Raw genomic sequence first — 19,806 nt, 5'->3', positions numbered from 1 at the left:
GATCCCGCTTGGATGGAACCGCAGATTATGACGGCCATTGTCGAGAGCTTGACCCGCTGGTCGAACGACAAGCGCGAGCTTCTCGTCGTCATCCTGATCGTCAGCACGATCATGGCGATGATCCTGCCGATTCCGACGGCGCTCGTCGACGTCATGGTGTCCGTCAACATCGGCGCGTCGATTCTGCTGCTGATGGTGGCGTTCTACTTGAACGCCGCGGTCGAATTCTCCGCACTTCCGGCAATCATTCTCATATCCACGGTGTTCCGGCTCTCGATTTCCATCACCATTACGCGCCTAGTGCTCAGCCAGGCCGATGCCGGGTCCATCGTTCAGACCTTTGGCGAGTTCGTCGTTTCCAGCAATGTCGTGGTTGGGCTCGTGGTGTTCCTGATCATCACGATCGTCCAGTTCGTCGTCATCACCAAAGGATCTGAACGGGTCGCCGAAGTTGCTGCCCGATTCACGCTCGATGCGCTGCCGGGGAAGCAGATGAGCATCGATGCCGACCTTCGCAACGGCGACATCAACCAGGCCGAGGCCCGGCGCCGCCGACGCCGGCTGGAGCGCGAGAGCCAGCTCTACGGAGCGATGGACGGCGCCATGAAGTTCGTCAAAGGTGATGCGATCGCCGGTCTCATTATCATCGCCGTCAACCTCGTTGGCGGCATCGTTGTCGGCACCGTGCAGCACAGGCTGCGTATCAGCGAAGCGATCCAGCTCTACTCGTTGTTGACGATCGGCGACGGCTTGGTCTCCCAAGTCCCGGCGCTGTTCGTGTCGATGGCGGCGGGAACGGTCGTGACCCGGGTTGCGACAGAAGCGCCGAGCAATCTTGGTTCCGAGATCATGGAGCAGATCACGTCGCAGCCGCAATCCCTGCAGCTGGCCGGTCTCATGATGCTCGGGCTGGCGTTCGTACCGGGTTTTCCGGCGCCGATTTTCCTTTTTATGGCCACCGTGTTCGGCGGCTCCGGCGTTGCGATGCTCTTGGCTCGACGGCGAGCCCAACGAACCTCCGGCACGGCGCAACCGTCCGACCCGTCAGAGCCCACGAGAAGTTCGCGGATCGCTATCCCGGCGGCCAAGTCTGCACCGATCATGATCCTCGCGGAAGCCGCCTTGTGCGATGAACTGCGGAGAGCCGGCATTCATGATCGGATCAGGCGGACGCGACAGGACGTGGCAGACTGGCTCGGATGCGCCTGTCCAGGGGCGGCAGTCGACGAAAGCAGCGCCCTGGCGCCCGGTCATTTCAGGATCGAGCTGCATGGCGTGCCTCTTCTGCTCTCGTCCGGTGAACTGGATCAGCCGACAACCCGAACGGCGGGGGGAGCGGCCATCTCCGCAGTCGATGCCGAGCTGCGGCGCGTTCTTGTCCGCTATGCGCCGGAGTTCCTCGGCATACAGGAGACCAAGCGCCTGCTCAACCAGTTAGAGGCTGACTACGCCGACTTGGTGCGCGAGGCCTTGCGTGTGGTCCCTACACAGCGCATCACCGATGTCCTTCGCCGGCTGCTCGACGAGCGGGTGTCCATCCGCAATCTGCGGCTGATTCTTGAGACGCTGGCCGAGTGGGGAATGCGGGAGCAGAGCAGCGTCATGCTGGTCGAGCACGTGCGGCTGGCGCTGCGCCGGCAGATCTGCTTCGAAAGCTCAGGATTTGATCGGACCTTGCGCTGCTTCGTGCTTGATCGACAGACAGAGGAAGCGATCCGAACGGCCGTGCACGCCCTCGATGAAAACGCTCAGACGTCTCTCGATCCTGCCGTCAGCACGCGCCTGCTTGATGCGTTGACCCGGCAGCTTGCCGACGTCGATCATCTTGCCGCATCGCCGAGTATTGTACTGGCCTCCGCCGACCTGCGCCGGGTGGTCTGGACGCTGCTTGCGCCGTCCGGTCTCAATGTGGTCGTGCTCTCCTATCAGGAAATCTCAAAGGACTTTCGGGTCGAGCCGATCGCCGTCCTTGGATTGGATGAATCACGCGAGCAGGCTGAACCTTCCCCGATCCCGGCGATGCAATGAACCAGTCAACCCGCGACGACACCTGCGAGGTTTCGAGACCTGAACTATAAGACAGTGCAATATACGTAGGAAGTACATGCGTAGCTCTGAAGGCCGGGAAACCGCGTTCAACAACCATCTGAAACCAAGTGCCGGTGTTTGCAGGCGAATGGCGCTGGCTGGCAGCATCGCCGGTCTGCTCTGCGCCTGTTCGTCGCTGAGCCCAGACATTGGCGGACCGGTGCCGACGCCCACGACCGCACGCGCCTCGGTCGAGGGTCGCAATCTCCCGGCCTCCACGGCAGCCGCAGCAGCTCCCGCCAACCAAGTCGCCGGGATGGAAGACAAGGACGATCGAATCAGAAAAGCGCGAAGCGAGCTCGCCAGACATCAAGCCGAGCCTGCCCTGGCAATCTTTACCAGCGTGCTCACCTCGGACCCCGAGAACATTCCGGCGCTCAACGGCCTCGGAGTGGCTCTCGACATGCTCGGCCGCCATGACGAAGCTCAGACAGCCTATCGTCAGGTGCTCGCAATCGCCCCCGCCGACATGATCGCAAGCAACAATCTGGGCCTGTCGCTTACCTTGACGGGCCGGTACGCCGACGCGATGACGGTTCTGCGGCCGATCGCGCTCGGTGAGAGCGCCTCGCCTCGTGCACGCCAGAACCTCGTGATCGCTATGGCGCTGAGCGGAGATCGCGATGGCGCCGCCAAGCTTGCGCGGGTCGACCTTCGGGAAGAGGACGTGAGGCTCAATCTCGAGATGCTTTCGGCGATGCGGCGCTGACGATGGGACCGTTTCGAATTTCGCCATCCGCCTGGCTGACCTCGATCGTGGTGATCCTTACGATGCTGGTTCATTGCGCGCCGGCATCATCCAACGCGCGGCAACAGGTGCGAATCTACGCGTCTCAGGGCGAGATGCTGACCTTGCCCCGTCCGGCTTCCAAGGTCTTCGTCGCCGAGCCGGCTGTTGCGGACGTCCAGGTCGCGGCCGCCAACCGCGTCTTCGTTTTCGGCAAAAAGCCCGGCCGTACGACGCTCTTCGCGCTCGACGATTCCGGCGCGACCGTCGCGACGTTCCGGATTGCGATTGCCTATGACGAGAGTGATCTACGGCAGCTGCTGCGAGCTCAATTCGCAGACCTCGACGTCAGGCTGTCGCGGACGCCGCGCGGCGCGGTGCTGAGCGGGCTGGTGCCCAACGCCGACATCGCCGAGAAGGTCCGCTCCACCTGCGCGCAGTTCCTCGGCGAGGACGAGGTGCTGCTCAATCAGTTGAAGATAGGCGGTAGCACGCAGGTGAACCTGCGGGTCCGTATTGCCGAAGTCTCGCGCAACGCGGTGAAGCAACTCGGCGTCAACTGGGAGGCCGCAGGCTCGGCCGGTGGCTTCAGCTTTGGGCTCTCGTCGGCGGCCTCAGGGAGGATCAATACGCCGGCAAACGGCAGCTACAGTGTGACTGCCATCGTGGATGCGCTCGCTCAGGAGGGACTGGTTTCAATCCTGGCAGAACCGACGCTCACCGCTGTTTCGGGTCAGAAGGCGAACTTCCTGGCAGGCGGCGAATTTCCGATCCCCGTCGCCCAAGGGCTGGACCGCATCTCGATCGACTTTCGTCGCTACGGCGTGGGACTGGAGTTCACACCGACGGTACTCTCCGATCGTCTGGTCAACCTGCAGGTCAAGCCCGAGGTCAGCGAGCTCTCGAACGAAGGCGCCCTGATCATGAACGGCGCCCGCGTCCCGAGCCTGATTACCCGGCGGGCGGAGACCACAGTCGAGCTCGGCAGCGGGGAGAGCTTCGTAATCGCCGGACTGCTGCAGAACAAGTTCAACACCGGCCTGGACATGTTGCCGGGGCTGGGCGACCTGCCGGTACTGGGCGCTCTGTTCAGGTCGACACAGTTCCGGAAGAACGAATCCGAACTGATCATCATCGTCACGCCGACAATCGTTCGCCCGATCAGCGAATCGGCACGCATACCGGTCCCGACCGACTTCGTCGGGCCGCCTTCCGAGCTTGAGCGCATCATATTCGGCCGTCTTGGAACGACTCGCCCCGGGGCAGGCCCGATCGAGGTGCCGGTGCCGGGCCGGAGATTGCGTGGCGATGCCGGCTTCCTGATCGAATGACGGTCCTCCAAGGAGCGATAAACATGGCACCGATCAGAAGCGGCCTCGCCATTGCCCTCGCGGTGCTGGCTGCAGGCTGCGCTGTGGACCGGACGGCACCGCCACCGCAGCTCGCAGGTGAGACCGTTCATTACGTCTACGATGTACCTGCAGGACGCTGTTCTGCGGCGAGTTCCGGCGTCGAACACTTCGTGGCCGCGACGGCGAATGGCCGCCCTGAAAGCGTCCGTGCCTGGATCGAAGGACCGCCGGGGCCATGCACGGCGGCGATCGAGCATTCCATCATCCGAGCCGGCGTGGATCGCTCCCACGTCAGGCACGACGTTGCCTCGGCAGTGCACCACGCGACGCGTGTTCACATCGATCGCCTGCTCATCAGCTCCGTTCGCTGCCATCTGTCGGATGGCTTCAATCGCGGCATCTTCGCCGACAATGATGCCGATCCGGCCCTCGGCTGCAGCACGGCTGCGGCCTTTGGCGGCATGGTTGCGGATCCGGAGGATCTTCAAGCCGGAAAAGGACGTAGCCGCGCGGAAGGGGAACCGGCCACCCGCGCGGTCGCGAATTTGCGCGGGGAGCAACCAACCCGTGCCGAACCAACCGGCGAGGACCACCCGCAGACCACGGCTCATCCCGCGCAATGATTGTTCAAGCCGGAGAGCTCAGCCAGTCGCCATTCCGACCTGGAGAAACTTCAGCGTCGCACGTTGCTCAAGGATAAAGCGGAAGCGATGGTGCCGTTGATCCGCAGATTTCTTGATCGCAAGCCCTCGGAGAGCTCTAATATTTTCCTGCGAAAGAGGTCGGGGGCGAAGTATCCAGAGGAGGTACGCCTCCGACTTCCACTTGAAGACGCGGTCGGGTTCGAGACAGCGGATCTCGACGTCGCAGCGTCACGGCGCGTTGGCTCAGCTATCAAGTTGTCCGTGTTGGATTACGCGGCTAAGTCGCTCTCTCCATCGGTCTCTTCGAGTTCGCTGCACGAAGACGTCGCTCCCCCCCAAAGGACTCTTTTTCGAGCCTGTCCGCGGCGACATAGATGACATCGGCTTTTGCAGCGGCCTGGATCGGGCTTTGACGCAGCGACCGCCGCGCCACGACATCGTCCCTTACAATCACATGTGTTCGGACCGCTTCTTCTCTTTTCGGCCGGACGAGAGCGGCAGCGCACTGGGCAGCGTCGAGGTGAAGGAGGCACTGGTCTACGATCAGTACATGCGCGGCGACATCGACTTCACGGGCTTCAGGGTGACCATCTCGCTACGAGAGCAGGCCTGCCAAGCCTATCTGAGTCACGTCGGCATGCGGCAACCTGAGCTGCGCGATCGCGAGTCCCGGGATGGCCGCCTTCTCTTCCGCATCCCCTCGCGTCCTTTCGCGTTTCCCATGCCGCGCGGAAACTCCGATCCGTGGACGTTCGGAAAACGGGTGGTCGACCCATTGCAGGCGATCGCCCGGTTCGCCTTCGACGAGATCGAAATCCAACTGCTGCGTGACGACCGAGGCCGCCGCGTGACCATGGGCGAGGCTGCGTGCGACAGAGATCCCGGCTGGCACGCGCCCTTGCGTCTGCGGGCCTGACGCGCAGCGCGCCTCAGCCGCGCACCACGCCGGCCCGCGACTTCAGGAACTCGCGCGCGACGATCAGCTTCTGCACTTCGGTCGCGCCTTCATAGATGCGCAGCGCGCGGATCTCGCGGTAGAGGCTCTCCACGATCTCGCCCTTGCGGACGCCGCGGCCGCCGAACATCTGCAGGGCACGGTCGATGACGCGCTGGGCGGTCTCGGTGGCCGTGAGCTTGGCCATCGCGGCCTCGCGCGTGGTCGGCAGCTTCTGCACGTCGCGGCGCCAGGCCGCGCGGTAGGTCAGGAGCGCGGCGGCATCGGTCTCGGTCGCCATCTCGCCGAACGCCGCCTGCGTCATCTGCAAGTCCGACAACGTGGCGCCGAACATCTTGCGGCTCTGCGCATGCGCCTGCGCCTCGTCGAGCGCGCGACGGCCGAAGCCGAGGGCGGCGGCCGCCACCGAGGCGCGGAAGATGTCGAGCGTCTGCATCGCCAGCTTGAAGCCGCCGCCGGGCGCGCCGAGCCGGCGGTTGGCCGGGATGCGGCAATTCTGCAGGCGGAGCGTCGCCAGGGGATGCGGTGCGATCACCTCGATGCGCTCGGCCACGGAGAACCCCGGATCGTCGGGAAACACGACGAAGGCGGAGATGCCGCGCGCGCCGGGCGCCTCGCCGGTGCGGGCGAACAGCGTGTAGACGTCGGCGATGCCGCCGTTGGAAATCCAGGTCTTCTCGCCATCGAGCACGTAAGTATCGCCGTCCAGCCGCGCCGCGCAGGCCATCGCGGCGACATCGGAGCCCGCCTCCTTCTCCGACAGCGCGAAGGCCGCGAGCCATTCGCCGGCGCGCACCTTGGGCAGCACACTGGCGCGCAGCTCCGGCGAGCCGCCGAGCGCGATGGCGCCGGAGCCCAGTCCCTGCATGGCGAAGGCGAAATCGGCGAGGCCGTCGGCATAAGCGAGCGTTTCGCGCGACAGGCAGATCGCGCGCGAGTCGATCGCGCCGGCATCCGCATCGGGCGCCACGACGGCGCTGTCGAGCAAGCCTGCGGCACCAAGCGCGCGCACGATCTTGCGGCAGGCGGTGTCAACGTCGTCGTGATCGACGTCGTCGAGGACGCCGGAGCCGACGAAGCGATCGAGCGCCTCGCACAGCCGATGATGCCGCGGCTCGAAGAACGGCCAGTCGAGCCAGTCGCGCGGGATGACCTTGGCCGATGCACTCATGATGGATCTGTCCGCCATATTATTTTAAGTATAAAATAATTGGCGATCGATCGGCTTGTCAAGGTTCCGGCAGCGTCATCCGCGACCCGCCGCGTCCGGTGCGCTTCACTCCGCCGCCTTGCCGAGCTTGCCGAACACGCGCGTCGGCGCCGGGAAGCCGCAGGAGGTGCCGTCGGTGATCTTGACATGATCCTCCCACGGCAACCGATAAGTGCCGGCGACCATGTCGTGCATGAAGGTGTAAGGGCAGTCCATCGCGCCACCTTTCACCGCGACATAGCCGCGGTGCCAGAGCTGGTAGATGTTGTTCTCGACGCCCCAGTTGATGCGAGCCTCGCGCACGAGATCGGGGCGCACCTCGGCGGTGATGATCTCGTCGGCGCGCCCCGTCGTGCCGTGCGCGATGATGCTGCCGTCGAAATTGACGATCATGCCCTCGCCCATCGAATCGAACGAGCCGTCGGAGCCGCACATGCAGACATTGGCCGTCACCATCAGGTTCTGGAACGCATTGGCCTGATTGGTGAAGCGCCAGCTGTCGCGGATCGGCGCGGTGTAGCCGGCGGTGCGAATCATGATTTCGGCGCCCTTGTAGGCGCATTCCCGCGCCATCTCCGGGAACATGCCGTCATGGCAGATGATGAGCGCGATCTTGGCGCCGCGCGGTCCCTCGATCACGGGTATGCCGAGATCGCCGGGCTCCCACGGCTCGACCGGAATCCACGGATGCAGCTTGCGGTAATACAGCTTGATGTCGCCGTGGTCGTCGATGATCAGACCCGAATTGTAGGGGTTGCCGTCGGGGTTGTGCTCCATGATCGAGAAGCAGCCCCAGATCTTGTTGTCGATGCAGGCCTGCCTGAACGCGGCGACCTCCGGCCCGTCGAGCCGGCACATGATCTCGGGATTGGTGTCCATCGACAGCCCGTGTAGCGAGTATTCCGGGAACACCACGAGATCCATGGTGCCGAGATTCCGCCGGGCCTTGCCGACCATCCAGACGATCTTCTCGGTCTGCCGCGCGAGGTCGTCCTTGCTCACAACGACCGGCAGCTGCAGCTGCACCAGGCCGATGACCACGCCGTTGTCGGATTTATTGAGACCGCCTAACCCGTTCATGCCGGACCTCCCTGGATGTCGCCGCTGCTCGAGACGTTGCTCGAGACAACCACGATTTCACGAGGGCCGCGCGCCGATATTTCAGCCCGCCATTTGCCGCTTGCTGAGGCAGCGGTCGCCGGCGCTTCGGGAATCAGACGCCGGATGATCGTTGCAGGCGCGCTTGGAACCGCGTCAGCGCGCGGCCGAAAACGGCCGCCTCACCGGTTGCGCGCGCCAGCACCAGTGCACCCTGGATGCCGAGCACCACCTCCTCGGCGCTGTCGGCGGCCTGTGCCGCCGGCCAGCCGTCGCGGATCAGCGCCTCGCGCAAGGCCTCGATCCAGCGCGTGAAGTAGCTGGCGATGGCGGCGGCGAAGCGATCCCGCGTCTCGTCGAGCGCGAACGCCCCGACGAGGCAGACGCGGCGGCCGGAGCGGAAGTAGTCGTCGACGCCACGCCACATCCGCGCGATCGACTGCTCCGGCGGATCATCGCGCAGCGGCGCATAGATCTCGCGATCGAACCAGGCGTCGACATGCGCCAGCACCGCCCGCCCCATCTCGTCCTTCCCGCCTGGAAAGAAATGATAGAGGCTGCCTTTGCCCAATCCCGTCATCTCGGTGATCCGGCTGAGCGAGGTGCCCTCGAAGCCGAACTCGCGGAACACCTCGGCAATCAGCGGGATGACGTCGGCGCGCTCGTTGAGCGTCCGCATGGCTCTCCCTGCGTCAAAGTCCCAAGTCGGTCAGTCCGGGATGATCGTCCGGCCGGCGCCCGAGAGGCCAGTGGAATTTGCGATCGACCGCCTTGATCGGCAGGTCATTGATGCAGGCGTAACGGCGCTGCATCAGTCCCTGCGCGTCGAACTCCCAGTTCTCGTTGCCGTAGGAGCGAAACCAGTTGCCGCTGTCGTCGTGCCACTCATAGGCGAAGCGCACCGCGATCCGGTTGTCGCTGTGGGCCCAGATTTCCTTGATCAGGCGGTAGTCGAGCTCCTTGGCCCATTTGCGGGAGAGGAAGGCGACGATCTCGGCGCGGCCGGTGATGAACTCGGCCCGATTCCGCCACCGGCTGTCGGGCGTGTAGACCAGCGACACGCGCTCGGGGTCGCGACTGTTCCAGCCATCCTCGGCCATGCGCACCTTCTGGGTGGCGGTCTGCAGCGTAAATGGCGGGGCGAGAGTGCTCACGGGACATCTCCTTGTGTACCACTTCGCATATACTGTACCGATTGGTACAGTACGTCAAGCCGCCTATGTCGAACGGAGCTCCCGGCACAAGCTCGGCCGCATGCAATCCGGCGGACGTGCGAAGGCCCATGCCTGCGGTGCCCCTCTACCAAATGTGCGCGTCGCGACAGTCAGGACCCTTGTGTGCTCAACGGAAATTCGATGATCTGCTAAGGGAACCGACCGCGCCGCGGGGGCGACACGGTCCGTCGGCCACACTTTTGGGGATATCGGACATGTCGATGCTCACGCCGCATGGCGAGTGCCTGCTGTGGACACCTGAGCTGATCTGGGTGAACACGGTGTCCGACATCCTCATCTCCTTCGCCTTCTTCACCATCGCGTTTGTGCTCGCCTTCATCGTCTATCGCCGCCGCGACTTTCAGTTCAGCTACATCTTCTGGGCCTTCGCGCTGTGGGTGTCCGTCTGCGGGCTGACACGGCTGATCGAGGTGCTCACGATCTGGGTTCCGGCCTACAGCCTGGAGGCGGCGACCAAGGGCTTCCTGGCCTTCATGTCGGTCGGCATCGCCGCCGCGCTGCTGCTGCTGCTGCCGCGGGTGCTGACGATGCCGTCCCGCGCCGAGCTGCGGAACGCCTATGCGCAGCTCGAGGAGGAGACGCGGCAACGGCGCAGTGCGGAAGCCATGGTCCGGCGGTTCCAGGAGATCGAGGCCACCGAAGCGCAGGTGCGGCAGGCGCAGAAGATGGAGGCGATCGGGCAGCTCACCGGCGGCGTCGCCCACGACTTCAACAACATCCTCACCGTGATCACCGGCACCATCGAGATCCTGGCCGAGGCGGTGAAGGACCGGCCGCAGCTGGTGCAGATCACCAGCCTGATCAACTCGGCGGCGGCGCGCGGCGCCGACCTGACGAAGCACCTGTTGGCGTTCGCCCGCCGCCAGCCGCTGCAGCCGCGCAGCGTCGACATCAACGGCATGGTGGTCGACACCGCGCGCCTGCTGCGCCGGACGCTCGGCGAGCAGATCGAGATCGAATCCATGCTGGCGCACGATTCGGCGCCGGCGATGATCGACCCCAGCCAGCTGTCGACCGCGATCCTGAACCTCGCGCTCAACGCGCGCGATGCCATGCCGAACGGCGGCAAGCTCACGCTGGAAACCAAGAACGTGCTGCTCGACGCCGCCTATGCGCGCATGAACCCGGAGGTGATCCCCGGCAACTACGTGATGATCGCGGTCAGCGACACCGGCGAGGGCATTCCCGCCAACCTGCTCGACAAGGTGTTCGAGCCGTTCTTCACCACCAAGGACGTCGGCAAGGGCGTCGGCCTCGGCCTCAGCATGGTCTACGGCTTCGTCAAGCAATCCAACGGTCACATCAAGATCTACAGCGAGCCGGGGCACGGAACCTCGGTCAAGCTGTACCTGCCGCAGGCCAATGCCGATGCCGATGCCGCACTGTCGACCATCGGCGCCGAGGGCATGGAGCGCGGCGACGAGACGATCCTGATCGTCGAGGACGATTCGCTGGTGCGCGAATATGTCATCGCCCAGATCAAGCGGCTCGGTTACACGACGCTCGCGGCCAGCAAGGCCGACGAGGCGCTGGCGCTGATCGACAGCGCGACGCGGATCGATCTTTTGTTCACCGACATCATCATGCCTGGCGGAATGAACGGCCGCCAGCTCGCGATCGAGGCGCTGAAGCGGCGTCCCAGCCTCAAGGTGCTGTACACGTCGGGCTATACGGAGAACGCGATCGTTCACCACGGCCGCCTCGATGCCGGTGTGCTGCTGCTCACCAAGCCGTATCAGAGCGCCGATCTCGCACGCATGCTGCGGACCGCACTGAACTCTTGACCGTGCGATGCGCGACGCATGATCCGGCCTGCAGGGGCGCGCGTTTCCGGGCCGGTGATGCGCACCTTCTTGCGGAGCTGAGGGACTTGAATGGCTCAGATGTTTTCACGCGGGCTGGCCGCCGTGCAGGCCTATGCGTCGGCCGATGACCCGCAGTCCGACATCGCCGCCAAGGTCGCGCTGGTCATCGTCTCCAACCAGCCGTTCTATCCGCTCTATCTCCATGCCATCGTAGGCACGGCGGCGTGGCCGGCGTGGCTGACGCTGCTTACGACGCCGTTGTTTGCCAGCGTGCCCATGCTCGCGCGGCGCAATCCGTTCGCCGGCCGCGCCCTGATGGTCCTGACCGGCACGGCCAACACGGTGTTCTCCGTCAAGCTGTTCGGCGCGCAGAGCGGCGTCGAGCTGTTCCTGCTGCCTTGCGCTCTGCTCGGCGCGCTGCTGTTCCGGCCAGCGGAGCGCCTGATGTCGTTGCCTTTGCTGGGACTGCCTTTCGTGTCCTATCTGCTGATCGATGCCCGCCTTGGCGCGCCGCTGATGAAGGTCGCCAACTCCAATTACGGGTCGCTCGTCGCAATCAACGCGACCAGCGTCGGCGCGCTGACGGCCCTGATCGGGATCCTCGCTGCCGGACGCATGGCGACGCAGTAAGGCGCAGCAGGCCCGCCTCGTCCCTGCTCAAGACTTCGACGCCCAGATCGGCCCTGGCGCGCCGCCGCTGCTGCGGCGGTGCCACATCTGGTCGTAGAGATCCTGCAGCGACCGGGCATAGGCGGCAGCGTCGAACAGCGGCGCGGCCGGCCGGTTGCGCCAGAGCCTGGCCTTGGCCGCCCGCAGCAGATCCGGCTCGGCGGCGAGCGTCAGCGCCACCGCCAGATAGTCGGCCTCGTCCGATGCAATGAGCTCGGGACATCCGACCGCATGTAACAGGCTGCCAGCCACCCGCGAGGCAAACGTATCCCCGGCGCAGCTCACGATCGGCACGCCGGCCCACAGCGCGTCGCTCGCCGTGGTGTGGGCGCCATAGGGCGCGGTGTCGAGCACGAGATCGGCGAGCTGGAGCCGGCGCAGATGCTCGCCTTGCGTCGTTTCCGGCGCGAACACCAGGCGACCGGGCGCCACGCCGCGCCGAAGCGCCTCGCCGCGCAGATTGCCCTCGGCCCGATCGGACGCCAGCAGCCACAGCACGCTGTCCGGCGTCGCGTCGAGCAGGCGGCACCACAGGTCGAACACCGCGGGCGTGAACTTGTAGGCCTGGTTGAAGCAGCAGAACACGATGCCGGCGTCCGGCAGGCCGACCTCCGCACGGGTCGGCGCCGCGCCCAGCGCCGCCCGGCCGTGCGGCTGGTACGAATGCGGCATGTAGGCAAAACTCTCCGAATAATCGCCCGCAACGGCCAGCGGCGTCATGAACGGATCGGTGATGATGTAGTCGCAGATGTCGCCGCCCAGCGTCCCGGGATAGCCGAGGAAATTCACCTGGACCGGCGCCGGATGCAGCATCAGGATGCCGGTCCGGGCGCCGCGCGTATAGCCCTTGAGGTCAACCAGAATATCGATCTGCGCGGCATGCACCGCGGCCGCAGCGGCGCTGTCGCTCAGCGCGGTCACATCATGGAAGCCGTCGAAGACGGCGTGCAGCCGGCCCCGCATGGCGCCGCGATCGTCGGCGCCGAACGAGAACGCATGCAGCTCGCAGCGATCGCGGTCATGCGCCTCGAGCGCTTCGATCAGCAGATGCGCCGTGGCGTGGTCGTGGAAGTCGTTTGAAAGGTATCCGACACGAAGCTTGTCGCGGAATGTCAGATCGAAGCGAAAATCCAGCCGCGCCCGCTCGGCGCTGCTGGCGGCGATCCGGTCGCGGGTCCACAGCTCGGAGCAAAGGCGATGCTCGCCGGCGCTCATGCCGGGCACCGATAGCAGCAGGAATGGCGGAATTTGCCCCGATCGCGCCTGCGCCAGCGACAGCCGGGCATCGGTCGACGACCGGGCGAAATCGTCCCAGGCACACATGCCGCGGTCGCGCCCGAGCGATCTCATTCAGGTCCATCCATGGCGGAGCTGACATCAGACCCAGCAAGTCCTGCGCCAGACCCCGGCCTTCGGATGAAATGGAGACGCGCTGTGACAACTCCCTCGCTGTCGCTCGGGCGCCGATCGCGCCGCAGGAATGACGCGCTGTGTCCGAAGAACTACGCGGCCGCCATCTGCCGGTGCGACGGCCGGTAGGAGGCCCCGTGATGGCCAATATTGTAGTTGATGTTCGCCGGCGGTTGCGATGGTGCCTGGCGAGCGACGAAATAATCCTCGAGCTCGGCGACCGCACGGCTTTCCCATTCGGCCGCCTGCGCCAGCAGCGAGTCACGCTGATGTGGGCGAAATGCCGCAGTCTGGCGGTACAAGGAGGCGATGGTCCGATAGCGCCGCACGTTCTCGAGAACCGCTTCCCCATTCATCATCATGATGCTCTCCCCTCTCCGTCCCCCAGGACGCGCCGAAGGTGCACGCGCCCGATTTGCGAAATCGTTAGCGGGCAAGACCGCGTGCCCGGATGGTTGGCGAATCCTTGACTAACGCGGTGCGGCCGATTGTCCGCTTCGTCGAAACGGCTCGGTATCAGTTGACCGCCTCGTCGGATTTACAATGACTTAAGGTTAAGACCACACGCGCGGAAAGTGACGTCGTCACAGATACTTACGCTCACGAGTGTTGTAGTTGAACTACAGCCTAATCGGCCGAATTGTGAGAAAAGCTTGTCTCAATGTTGCTGATTTTGATTGAGGATTGTGACCGATGAAGACTCTTGCCTCAGCCGTCTCTTTGCTCCTCGCCAGCTCGCTCGGCGCATTCGCCGCGGATCTGCCGGCCCGCTACACCAAGGCTCCCCCTCCGGTCGCGATCTACAACTGGACCGGCTTCTACTTCGGCGGCAGCGTCGGCTACGGCTGGGGCCGGTCGAACTTGAACACGACGCTGGACCAGACCAGCAGCTGGGCGGTCGAGGGCGCCGCCTTCCAGAATGAGTTCGTCAACATCAGCAACAACCGGCTCAATCCGGCCGGCGTGCTCGGCGGTCTCCAGGCCGGCTACAACTGGCAGAGCGGCGCCGGCGTCTTCGGCATCGAGGCCGACATCAACGGATCGGACCTCAACAAGCGGACTGTCTACACGGCGGCCAACCCGCCCACGACCCGCACCTTCAACGAGAGCATCCGGAACGACTGGTTCATGACCCTGCGCGGCCGCGCCGGTTACGCGGTCGATACGACGCTGTTCTACGTCACTGGCGGTCTCGCGGTCGGCAATGTCAAGGGCAGCTGGGATCTGACCTCGGCAAACGGCTACACCAAGACCGCCTCGGCCAACGAGACCCGGGTCGGCTGGACCGTCGGCGCGGGTGTCGAGCATGCGTTCGCACCGAACTGGACCGTCAAGGCAGAGTATCTCTACACCGACCTCGGCAGCATCAACTACACCTCGGCCTACGTCCCGGGCAGCGCCTTCGCCCCGCCCGGCTCGAACTACGTCGAGCGCCTGTCCCAGGACTTCTCATTCCACACGGTCCGGGTCGGCGTGAACTACAAGTTTGGCGGCCCGGCGGCCGCGCGCTACTGATCGCCGTCATCCATAGCGACGCCATTCAAGGAAGAGCCTCGGCCCAGTGCCGAGGCTTTTTTGTTAGGGTCGAGGGCGGGCTCAGGCCGCCGCGATCGCCGCCCGGAAGCGGCGCAAGGTCAACGCCAGGACCACCGCGCCGATCGCCGCCACCGCTACGAATTGCGGCCAGACGACATCGATGCCGGCGCCGCGATAGAGGATCGACTGGGCGAACGACACGAAATGCGTCGACGGCGACGCCTTCATGATGGTGGCGAGCCACACCGGCTGGCTTTCCACCGGCGTCATCCCGCCCGACAACAGGTTCATCGGCACGGCGACGAGGATATAGAGCAGACCGAGCTGGGGCATCGACCGCGCGATGGTGCCGAGAAACAGCCCGACGGCGGTCGCGAAGAACAGATACAGCACGGTGCCCACCATGAACAGCGGGATCGAGCCCATGATGGGCACGCGCAGATACCACCGCACGACGGCGTAGAGCGCGATGGCGACGGCGACCGCGATCACCAGCGCATTGGCCCAGATCTTCGACATCGCGATCTCGAAGGGCGACAGCGGCATGACCAGCAGATGATCCATGGTGCCATGTTCGCGCTCACGCACCAGCGCCGCGCCGGCCAGGATGATCGCGAGCATGGTGACGCTGTTGATGATGCCCATCACGCCTTCGAACCAGGCCGTCGTGACGTTGGGATTGAACGCGATCCGCGTCACCAGGTTGACCGGGGCGGACGAGGATGTCTCGGAGCGGGCGACGAACCAGGCGACCTCCGTATTGATGATCTGCAGCGCATAGCCGGATCCGATTCCCGCCTGGATCATCGCGGTCGCATCGACGTTCACCTGCACCGACGGCTTGCGCCCGGCAAGGACGTCACGCTGGAAATTCGGCGGGATGTCGAGCACGAACGTGAAGCGGCCGCTGTTCATGAGCCGCTCCACCTCGCCTTGGCTGATGTAGACAGGCGGCTGGAAGTAAGGCAGCTGGAATACGCTGGCGATCCGGCGCGACAGCTCGGAGCTGTCCTCGTCGACGACGGCGATCGAGGCGCGATGCAGCTCCTGCGAACTGCTCTGCGCCTGGCTGATCACCGCCACGGTGAACGAATAGATCACGAGCCCGATCAGCACGACGTCGCCGAACAGGCTACGCAGCTCCTTGGTTCCGAGCCAGAACACGTTGGAGAGCGAGCGCATCATGGCTCACGCCTCCTGCTTCGGCAGCATCGCCAGGCTGAACCCGGTCAGGACGGGAATGAAGATCAAAAGGATCAGGATGTCGGCGCCGACATCGGCAAAGCCCAGCCCCTTGGTGAAGGTGCCGACCGCGATCGGGCGGTAGTACGTCATCGGGAAGACCATGCCGATCAGCTTGGCCACGCCGGACAGCGACGACACCGGGACCAGCATGCCCGAGAATTGCGTGGCCGGCAGCACGGTCAGGATCGCGGTCCCGAACAGGGCCGCGATCTGGGTGCGGCAGAAGGTCGAGATCAGCATGCCGAAGCCGGTCGTGGTGACGACGTAGACCAAGGTGCCGACCATCAGCGGCAGAAAGGCGCCCTTGAGCGGGACTCGGAACAGGACCATCGCCATCACGTACATCAGCGCGAAATTCACCAGCGCGACGGCGATGTAAGGCAGCTGCTTGCCAAGCAGGAATTCGAGCCGCGTCACCGGCGTGACATAGAGATTGGTGATCGACCCCAGCTCCTTCTCGCGCACGACCGCGAGCGCCATCAGGATGGCCGGAAACAGCGCGAGCAGCAGTGCGATCGTGCTTGGGGCCATCGCGTAGATGCTGTCGAAGGACTGGTTGTACTTGAACCTGATCTCGACATTGACCGGCGAGGCCGGCAACGGCTGCGTCGTCTTGACGGCGGGATCGGAGAGATAGAGCTGATGCGTGCCTTCGAGGTAGCCTCGGATGGTCTCGGCGCGGAACGGCATCGCGCCGTCGATCCAGGCCGACACGAAGGCCGGCCGGCCGCGCTTGATGTCGACACCGAAGTTCGGCGGGATCTCGATCGAGGCCTTGATGTCGCCGCTCTTCATCCGCCGTTCGAGCTCGGCATAGTTGGCGAGCGGTGGCCTTTCGACGAAATAGCGCGAGCCTCTGAGCTCCGACAGATAGGCGCGACTCTCCGGCGACTGATCGCGGTCGAGCGCGGCGAAGGTCAGGTTGTTGACGTCCGTGGAGATGCCGAAGCCGATCACGATCATCAGGAACGCCGTTCCGAACAGCGCGAACATCAGCCGGATCGGGTCACGGATCAGCTCGAGACCTTCGCGGATCGTATAGGCGAGCAGCCGCCGCGGGCTGACGGCGGCCTGCCGTTGCTCGTCCCGCGGCCGATCGGCGGGGCGTGGATAGGGTCGCGCCTGGGTCAGCGTGACCGGCGGATCGGCGACGCCGGCATCCTGCTCGAGGAAGGCGATGAACGCCTGCTCCAGCGTCTGCGCGCCCTTGGCGCGGATCAGGCCGTCCGGCGTGTCGGTCGCCAGCACCCGCCCCTCATGCATCAGCGACAGCCGGTCGCAACGCGCCGCCTCGTTCATGAAATGCGTCGAGACGAAGATCGTCATCTCATCTTGACGCGAAAGTTCGATCAGCAGGCGCCAGAACTGATTGCGCGCGACCGGATCGACGCCCGACGTCGGCTCGTCCAGGATCAGCAGATCGGGTCCGTGGACGATCGCCACCGCGAGCGACAGGCGCTGGCGGATGCCGAGGGGAAGATCGGCCGCGAGGCTGTCGATATGGTCGGTGAGGTCGCAGCGCTCGACCAGTTCGGCAATCCGCTTCCCGGCAGCGGCCAGCGGCAGATGGAACAGCCGCGCATGCAGCACCAGGTTCTGCCGCACGGTGAGCTCGCCATACAGCGAGAACGCCTGCGACATGTAGCCGACGCGGCTGCGCGATTCATGATTGCCGGCCTCCATGGAGCGGCCGAAGATCAGCGCCTCGCCGGCGCTAGGAGGCAGCAGCCCCGTCAGCATCTTCATCGTCGTGGTCTTACCGCAGCCGTTGGAGCCGACGAAGCCGAAGATCTCGCCCTTGCGGATCTGGAAGTTCACGCCGTCGACCGCGGTGAAATCACCGAAGCGGCAGGTCAGGTCGCGCGCGACGATCACGGTCTCGTGGCTGCCGTCGAGCTCGGACTTGGCCGGCATCTCGGCGCGGTCGCGCGCCGGCCGGTCGGGCAGCAGCGCGACGAACGCGTCCTCGATCGACGCCGCGTGGGTCTGCGCCTTGAGCTCCGTCGGCGTGCCGGTCGCGAGGATGCGCCCGTCGTTCATCGCGATCAGCCAGTCGAAACGCTCCGCCTCCTCCATATAGGCGGTGGCGACGATGACGCTCATGCCCGCCGCGCTGCGCGCGCGCAGACGGTCGATCAGGTCCCAGAACTGCCGGCGCGACAGCGGATCGACGCCGGTGGTCGGCTCGTCGAGGATGAGCAGATCGGGATCATGGATCAGCGAGCAGCACAGGCCGAGCTTCTGCTTCATGCCGCCGGACAGCTTTTTTGCCGGCCGGTCGGCGAAATCGGACAGCGCCGTCGCCTCCATCAGCTCGGCGATGCGCCAGTCGCGCTCGGACCTCGACTGGCCGAACAGCCGGGCAAAGAACGCGATGTTCTCGCGCACGCTGAGATCGGGATAGAGATTCTTGCCGAGACCCTGCGGCATGTAGGCGATCCGCGGACACACCTGCGTGCGGGCGCGCCGGTCCGCCATGTCGGCCCCGAGCACGCGCGCCTGCCCGTCCTGGATCGCGCGCGCGCCGGCCAGGATCGACAGCAGCGACGACTTGCCGACGCCGTCCGGGCCGATGAGCCCGACCACGCGGCCGGCGGGAATGTCGATCGAGACGTTGTCGAGCGCGATCACGCCGCGATAGCGCTGCGAGACGTTCCTGACCATCGCGACCGGAGACGCATCGCCGATCATGTCGGCCATCATGGCGAGACTTGCAGACGCGCCGGCCATGCGACGTCGGGATTCCACCTGACATACGCCACGCCCGGCAATCCGCTCCTCACGGCATCGGCATGCGCAGCCAGTCTATCCGGATCGACGCGTACACGGATGCGAAACATCAGCTTGTCACGCTCGCTGCGGGTCTCGACCGTCTTCGGCGTGAACTGCGCCTGGCTCGCCACGAACGCAACTTTCGCCGGGATCGGACGATCCGGATAGGCATCGAGCACGATCCGCGCTTCGGTGCCGATCTTGACCTTGCCGACCTCCTCGGTCGGCAGGAACACGTCCATGTAGACATAGCCGATGTCCAGCATGGTGAAGACCTTGCCGCCGGCGGCGAGAACTTCGCCGACATTGGCGAGACGATATTGAATGCGGCCGGGCTTCGGCGCGATCAAGGAATTGTCGGCGATCTGAACGGTGTAGAGCGCGACGTCGTGACGAACCGCTTCGAGCCCGCGTTCGGCTTCGAAAATCCGCGCCTGCGCGCCGGCAAGGCCGGCGGTCGCATTGTCGAGCGCCTGCTGGCGCTGATCGGCCAGCTCGCGTGTGGTCCAGCCGCTCTGCAGCAGGCTGCGGGTGCGCTCCATCTCCTGCTCGGCGAGCGTCTTCTGCGCCTGCAGTTGCGCGAGATTGGCACGGGCCTGGTCGACGACGTGCTGCGCCTGCTCGGCCTGGGCTTGCGCCTTCGACAGCGATTGCTGCAGCTCCTTCGTGTCCATCCGCGCCACGATCTGCCCGGCCTCGACGCGATCGCCGATATCGGCGCGCAGCTCGGCAACGCGCCCGGCATATTTGGTCGCGATGTCGATCTCGTCAGCCTCGATGCGGCCGTTGCTGACGCTGATGCCCACCGGCAGCGGCGGATGCAGGCGCTGCCACCAGACGTAGCCGCCACCACCGGCCGCCCCGACGGCGAGCACGAGCAGCAGAAACGGCCACAACGCCCACCTGCGCCGCGGCTGATGGGACACGGGAACAGACACCGCCGACGAGGGAACGACAGCGCCGGGCGCAGCATGCGTATCCCGAACAGGCCGGATGTCACTGACAAGCTCGGATTCCTGCTGATTCATTCCAAAAACGCCTTCGTCGCTGAAGCAGGCGT

At 65.1% G+C, this 19,806-nt stretch carries 17 protein-coding genes; 8 read left to right on the top strand and 9 right to left on the bottom strand.

Annotation, left to right across the window (positions count from 1 at the left end):
* Positions 1-12: 12 nt before the first annotated feature.
* The 5 genes from ACQR13_RS03390 to ACQR13_RS03370 all read left to right on the top strand — a co-directional run bounded on the left by ACQR13_RS03390 (position 13) and on the right by ACQR13_RS03370 (position 5,727).
* Positions 13-2,028, top strand: a complete 2,016-nt coding sequence (locus ACQR13_RS03390; protein ID WP_316189442.1) for a flagellar biosynthesis protein FlhA — start codon at positions 13-15, stop codon at positions 2,026-2,028.
* 76 nt (positions 2,029-2,104) lie between these two features.
* On the top strand, positions 2,105-2,797 hold the full coding sequence (locus ACQR13_RS03385) for a tetratricopeptide repeat protein (RefSeq protein WP_315784312.1): 693 nt from the start codon (positions 2,105-2,107) through the stop codon (positions 2,795-2,797).
* A gap of 2 nt (positions 2,798-2,799) precedes the next feature.
* Positions 2,800-4,146 (top strand): type II and III secretion system protein family protein, encoded by a 1,347-nt coding sequence (locus ACQR13_RS03380; protein ID WP_315784314.1) that lies wholly within the window; start codon positions 2,800-2,802, stop codon positions 4,144-4,146.
* A gap of 23 nt (positions 4,147-4,169) precedes the next feature.
* Positions 4,170-4,790: a hypothetical protein gene (locus ACQR13_RS03375; RefSeq protein WP_316166316.1), complete on the top strand. Its 621-nt coding sequence runs from the start codon at positions 4,170-4,172 to the stop codon at positions 4,788-4,790.
* Positions 4,791-5,220: 430 nt separating this feature from the next.
* Positions 5,221-5,727 carry a hypothetical protein gene (locus tag ACQR13_RS03370; RefSeq protein ID WP_316166317.1) on the top strand — a complete coding sequence of 169 codons (507 nt, stop codon included), beginning with the start codon at positions 5,221-5,223 and terminating at the stop codon, positions 5,725-5,727.
* Between the two features lie 13 nt (positions 5,728-5,740).
* Here the strand turns inward: ACQR13_RS03370 and ACQR13_RS03365 are convergent, their stop codons facing one another.
* From ACQR13_RS03365 to ACQR13_RS03350, 4 genes are all read right to left on the bottom strand, one after another.
* Complete coding sequence (locus ACQR13_RS03365) at positions 5,741-6,937, bottom strand: acyl-CoA dehydrogenase family protein (RefSeq protein ID WP_316166318.1); 1,197 nt, start codon at positions 6,935-6,937, stop codon at positions 5,741-5,743.
* Positions 6,938-7,042: 105 nt separating this feature from the next.
* A complete protein-coding gene (locus ACQR13_RS03360; RefSeq protein ID WP_316166319.1) occupies positions 7,043-8,056 on the bottom strand; it encodes a formamidase in 1,014 nt (337 codons plus the stop codon).
* Positions 8,057-8,189: 133 nt separating this feature from the next.
* A complete protein-coding gene (locus ACQR13_RS03355) occupies positions 8,190-8,753 on the bottom strand; it encodes a TetR/AcrR family transcriptional regulator (RefSeq protein WP_434862577.1) in 564 nt (187 codons plus the stop codon).
* 13 nt (positions 8,754-8,766) lie between these two features.
* Positions 8,767-9,228: a DUF1348 family protein gene (locus ACQR13_RS03350; RefSeq protein ID WP_434862576.1), complete on the bottom strand. Its 462-nt coding sequence runs from the start codon at positions 9,226-9,228 to the stop codon at positions 8,767-8,769.
* Between the two features lie 275 nt (positions 9,229-9,503).
* Between ACQR13_RS03350 and ACQR13_RS03345 the strand changes: the two genes are divergently transcribed.
* Together ACQR13_RS03345 and ACQR13_RS03340 are read left to right on the top strand one after the other, a co-directional pair.
* Positions 9,504-11,093: an ATP-binding protein gene (locus ACQR13_RS03345; RefSeq protein ID WP_316183728.1), complete on the top strand. Its 1,590-nt coding sequence runs from the start codon at positions 9,504-9,506 to the stop codon at positions 11,091-11,093.
* Between the two features lie 90 nt (positions 11,094-11,183).
* Complete coding sequence (locus ACQR13_RS03340) at positions 11,184-11,744, top strand: hypothetical protein (RefSeq protein ID WP_316183727.1); 561 nt, start codon at positions 11,184-11,186, stop codon at positions 11,742-11,744.
* 27 nt (positions 11,745-11,771) lie between these two features.
* Here ACQR13_RS03340 and ACQR13_RS03335 read toward each other — a convergent pair whose 3' ends face one another.
* On the bottom strand, positions 11,772-13,133 hold the full coding sequence (locus tag ACQR13_RS03335; RefSeq protein ID WP_434862575.1) for a UDP-N-acetylglucosamine-peptide N-acetylglucosaminyltransferase: 1,362 nt from the start codon (positions 13,131-13,133) through the stop codon (positions 11,772-11,774).
* Between the two features lie 152 nt (positions 13,134-13,285).
* Entirely contained in the window at positions 13,286-13,555 is a 270-nt protein-coding gene (locus ACQR13_RS03330; protein WP_316166325.1) for a hypothetical protein, read from the bottom strand.
* A gap of 331 nt (positions 13,556-13,886) precedes the next feature.
* On the opposite strand from ACQR13_RS03330, the gene ACQR13_RS03325 reads away from it, so the two are divergent.
* On the top strand, positions 13,887-14,708 hold the full coding sequence (locus ACQR13_RS03325) for an outer membrane protein (protein ID WP_434862574.1): 822 nt from the start codon (positions 13,887-13,889) through the stop codon (positions 14,706-14,708).
* An 81-nt stretch (positions 14,709-14,789) separates the two neighbouring features.
* Here the strand turns inward: ACQR13_RS03325 and ACQR13_RS03320 are convergent, their stop codons facing one another.
* From ACQR13_RS03320 to ACQR13_RS03310, 3 genes are read right to left on the bottom strand one after another with little or no spacing between them, the layout of a single operon-like run.
* Positions 14,790-15,914: an ABC transporter permease gene (locus tag ACQR13_RS03320; RefSeq protein ID WP_315751829.1), complete on the bottom strand. Its 1,125-nt coding sequence runs from the start codon at positions 15,912-15,914 to the stop codon at positions 14,790-14,792.
* A gap of 3 nt (positions 15,915-15,917) precedes the next feature.
* Positions 15,918-18,665: a ribosome-associated ATPase/putative transporter RbbA gene (gene rbbA / locus ACQR13_RS03315; protein WP_315825822.1), complete on the bottom strand. Its 2,748-nt coding sequence runs from the start codon at positions 18,663-18,665 to the stop codon at positions 15,918-15,920.
* Positions 18,666-18,673: 8 nt separating this feature from the next.
* Positions 18,674-19,774, bottom strand: a complete 1,101-nt coding sequence (locus tag ACQR13_RS03310; RefSeq protein ID WP_315825621.1) for an HlyD family secretion protein — start codon at positions 19,772-19,774, stop codon at positions 18,674-18,676.
* Between the last annotated feature and the right edge of the window lie 32 nt (positions 19,775-19,806).

The organism is Bradyrhizobium sp. HKCCYLRH3059, assembly GCF_051168035.1.
Taxonomy (GTDB): Bacteria; Pseudomonadota; Alphaproteobacteria; order Rhizobiales; family Xanthobacteraceae; genus Bradyrhizobium.
This window is presented reverse-complemented; position numbering and strand designations above follow the sequence as displayed.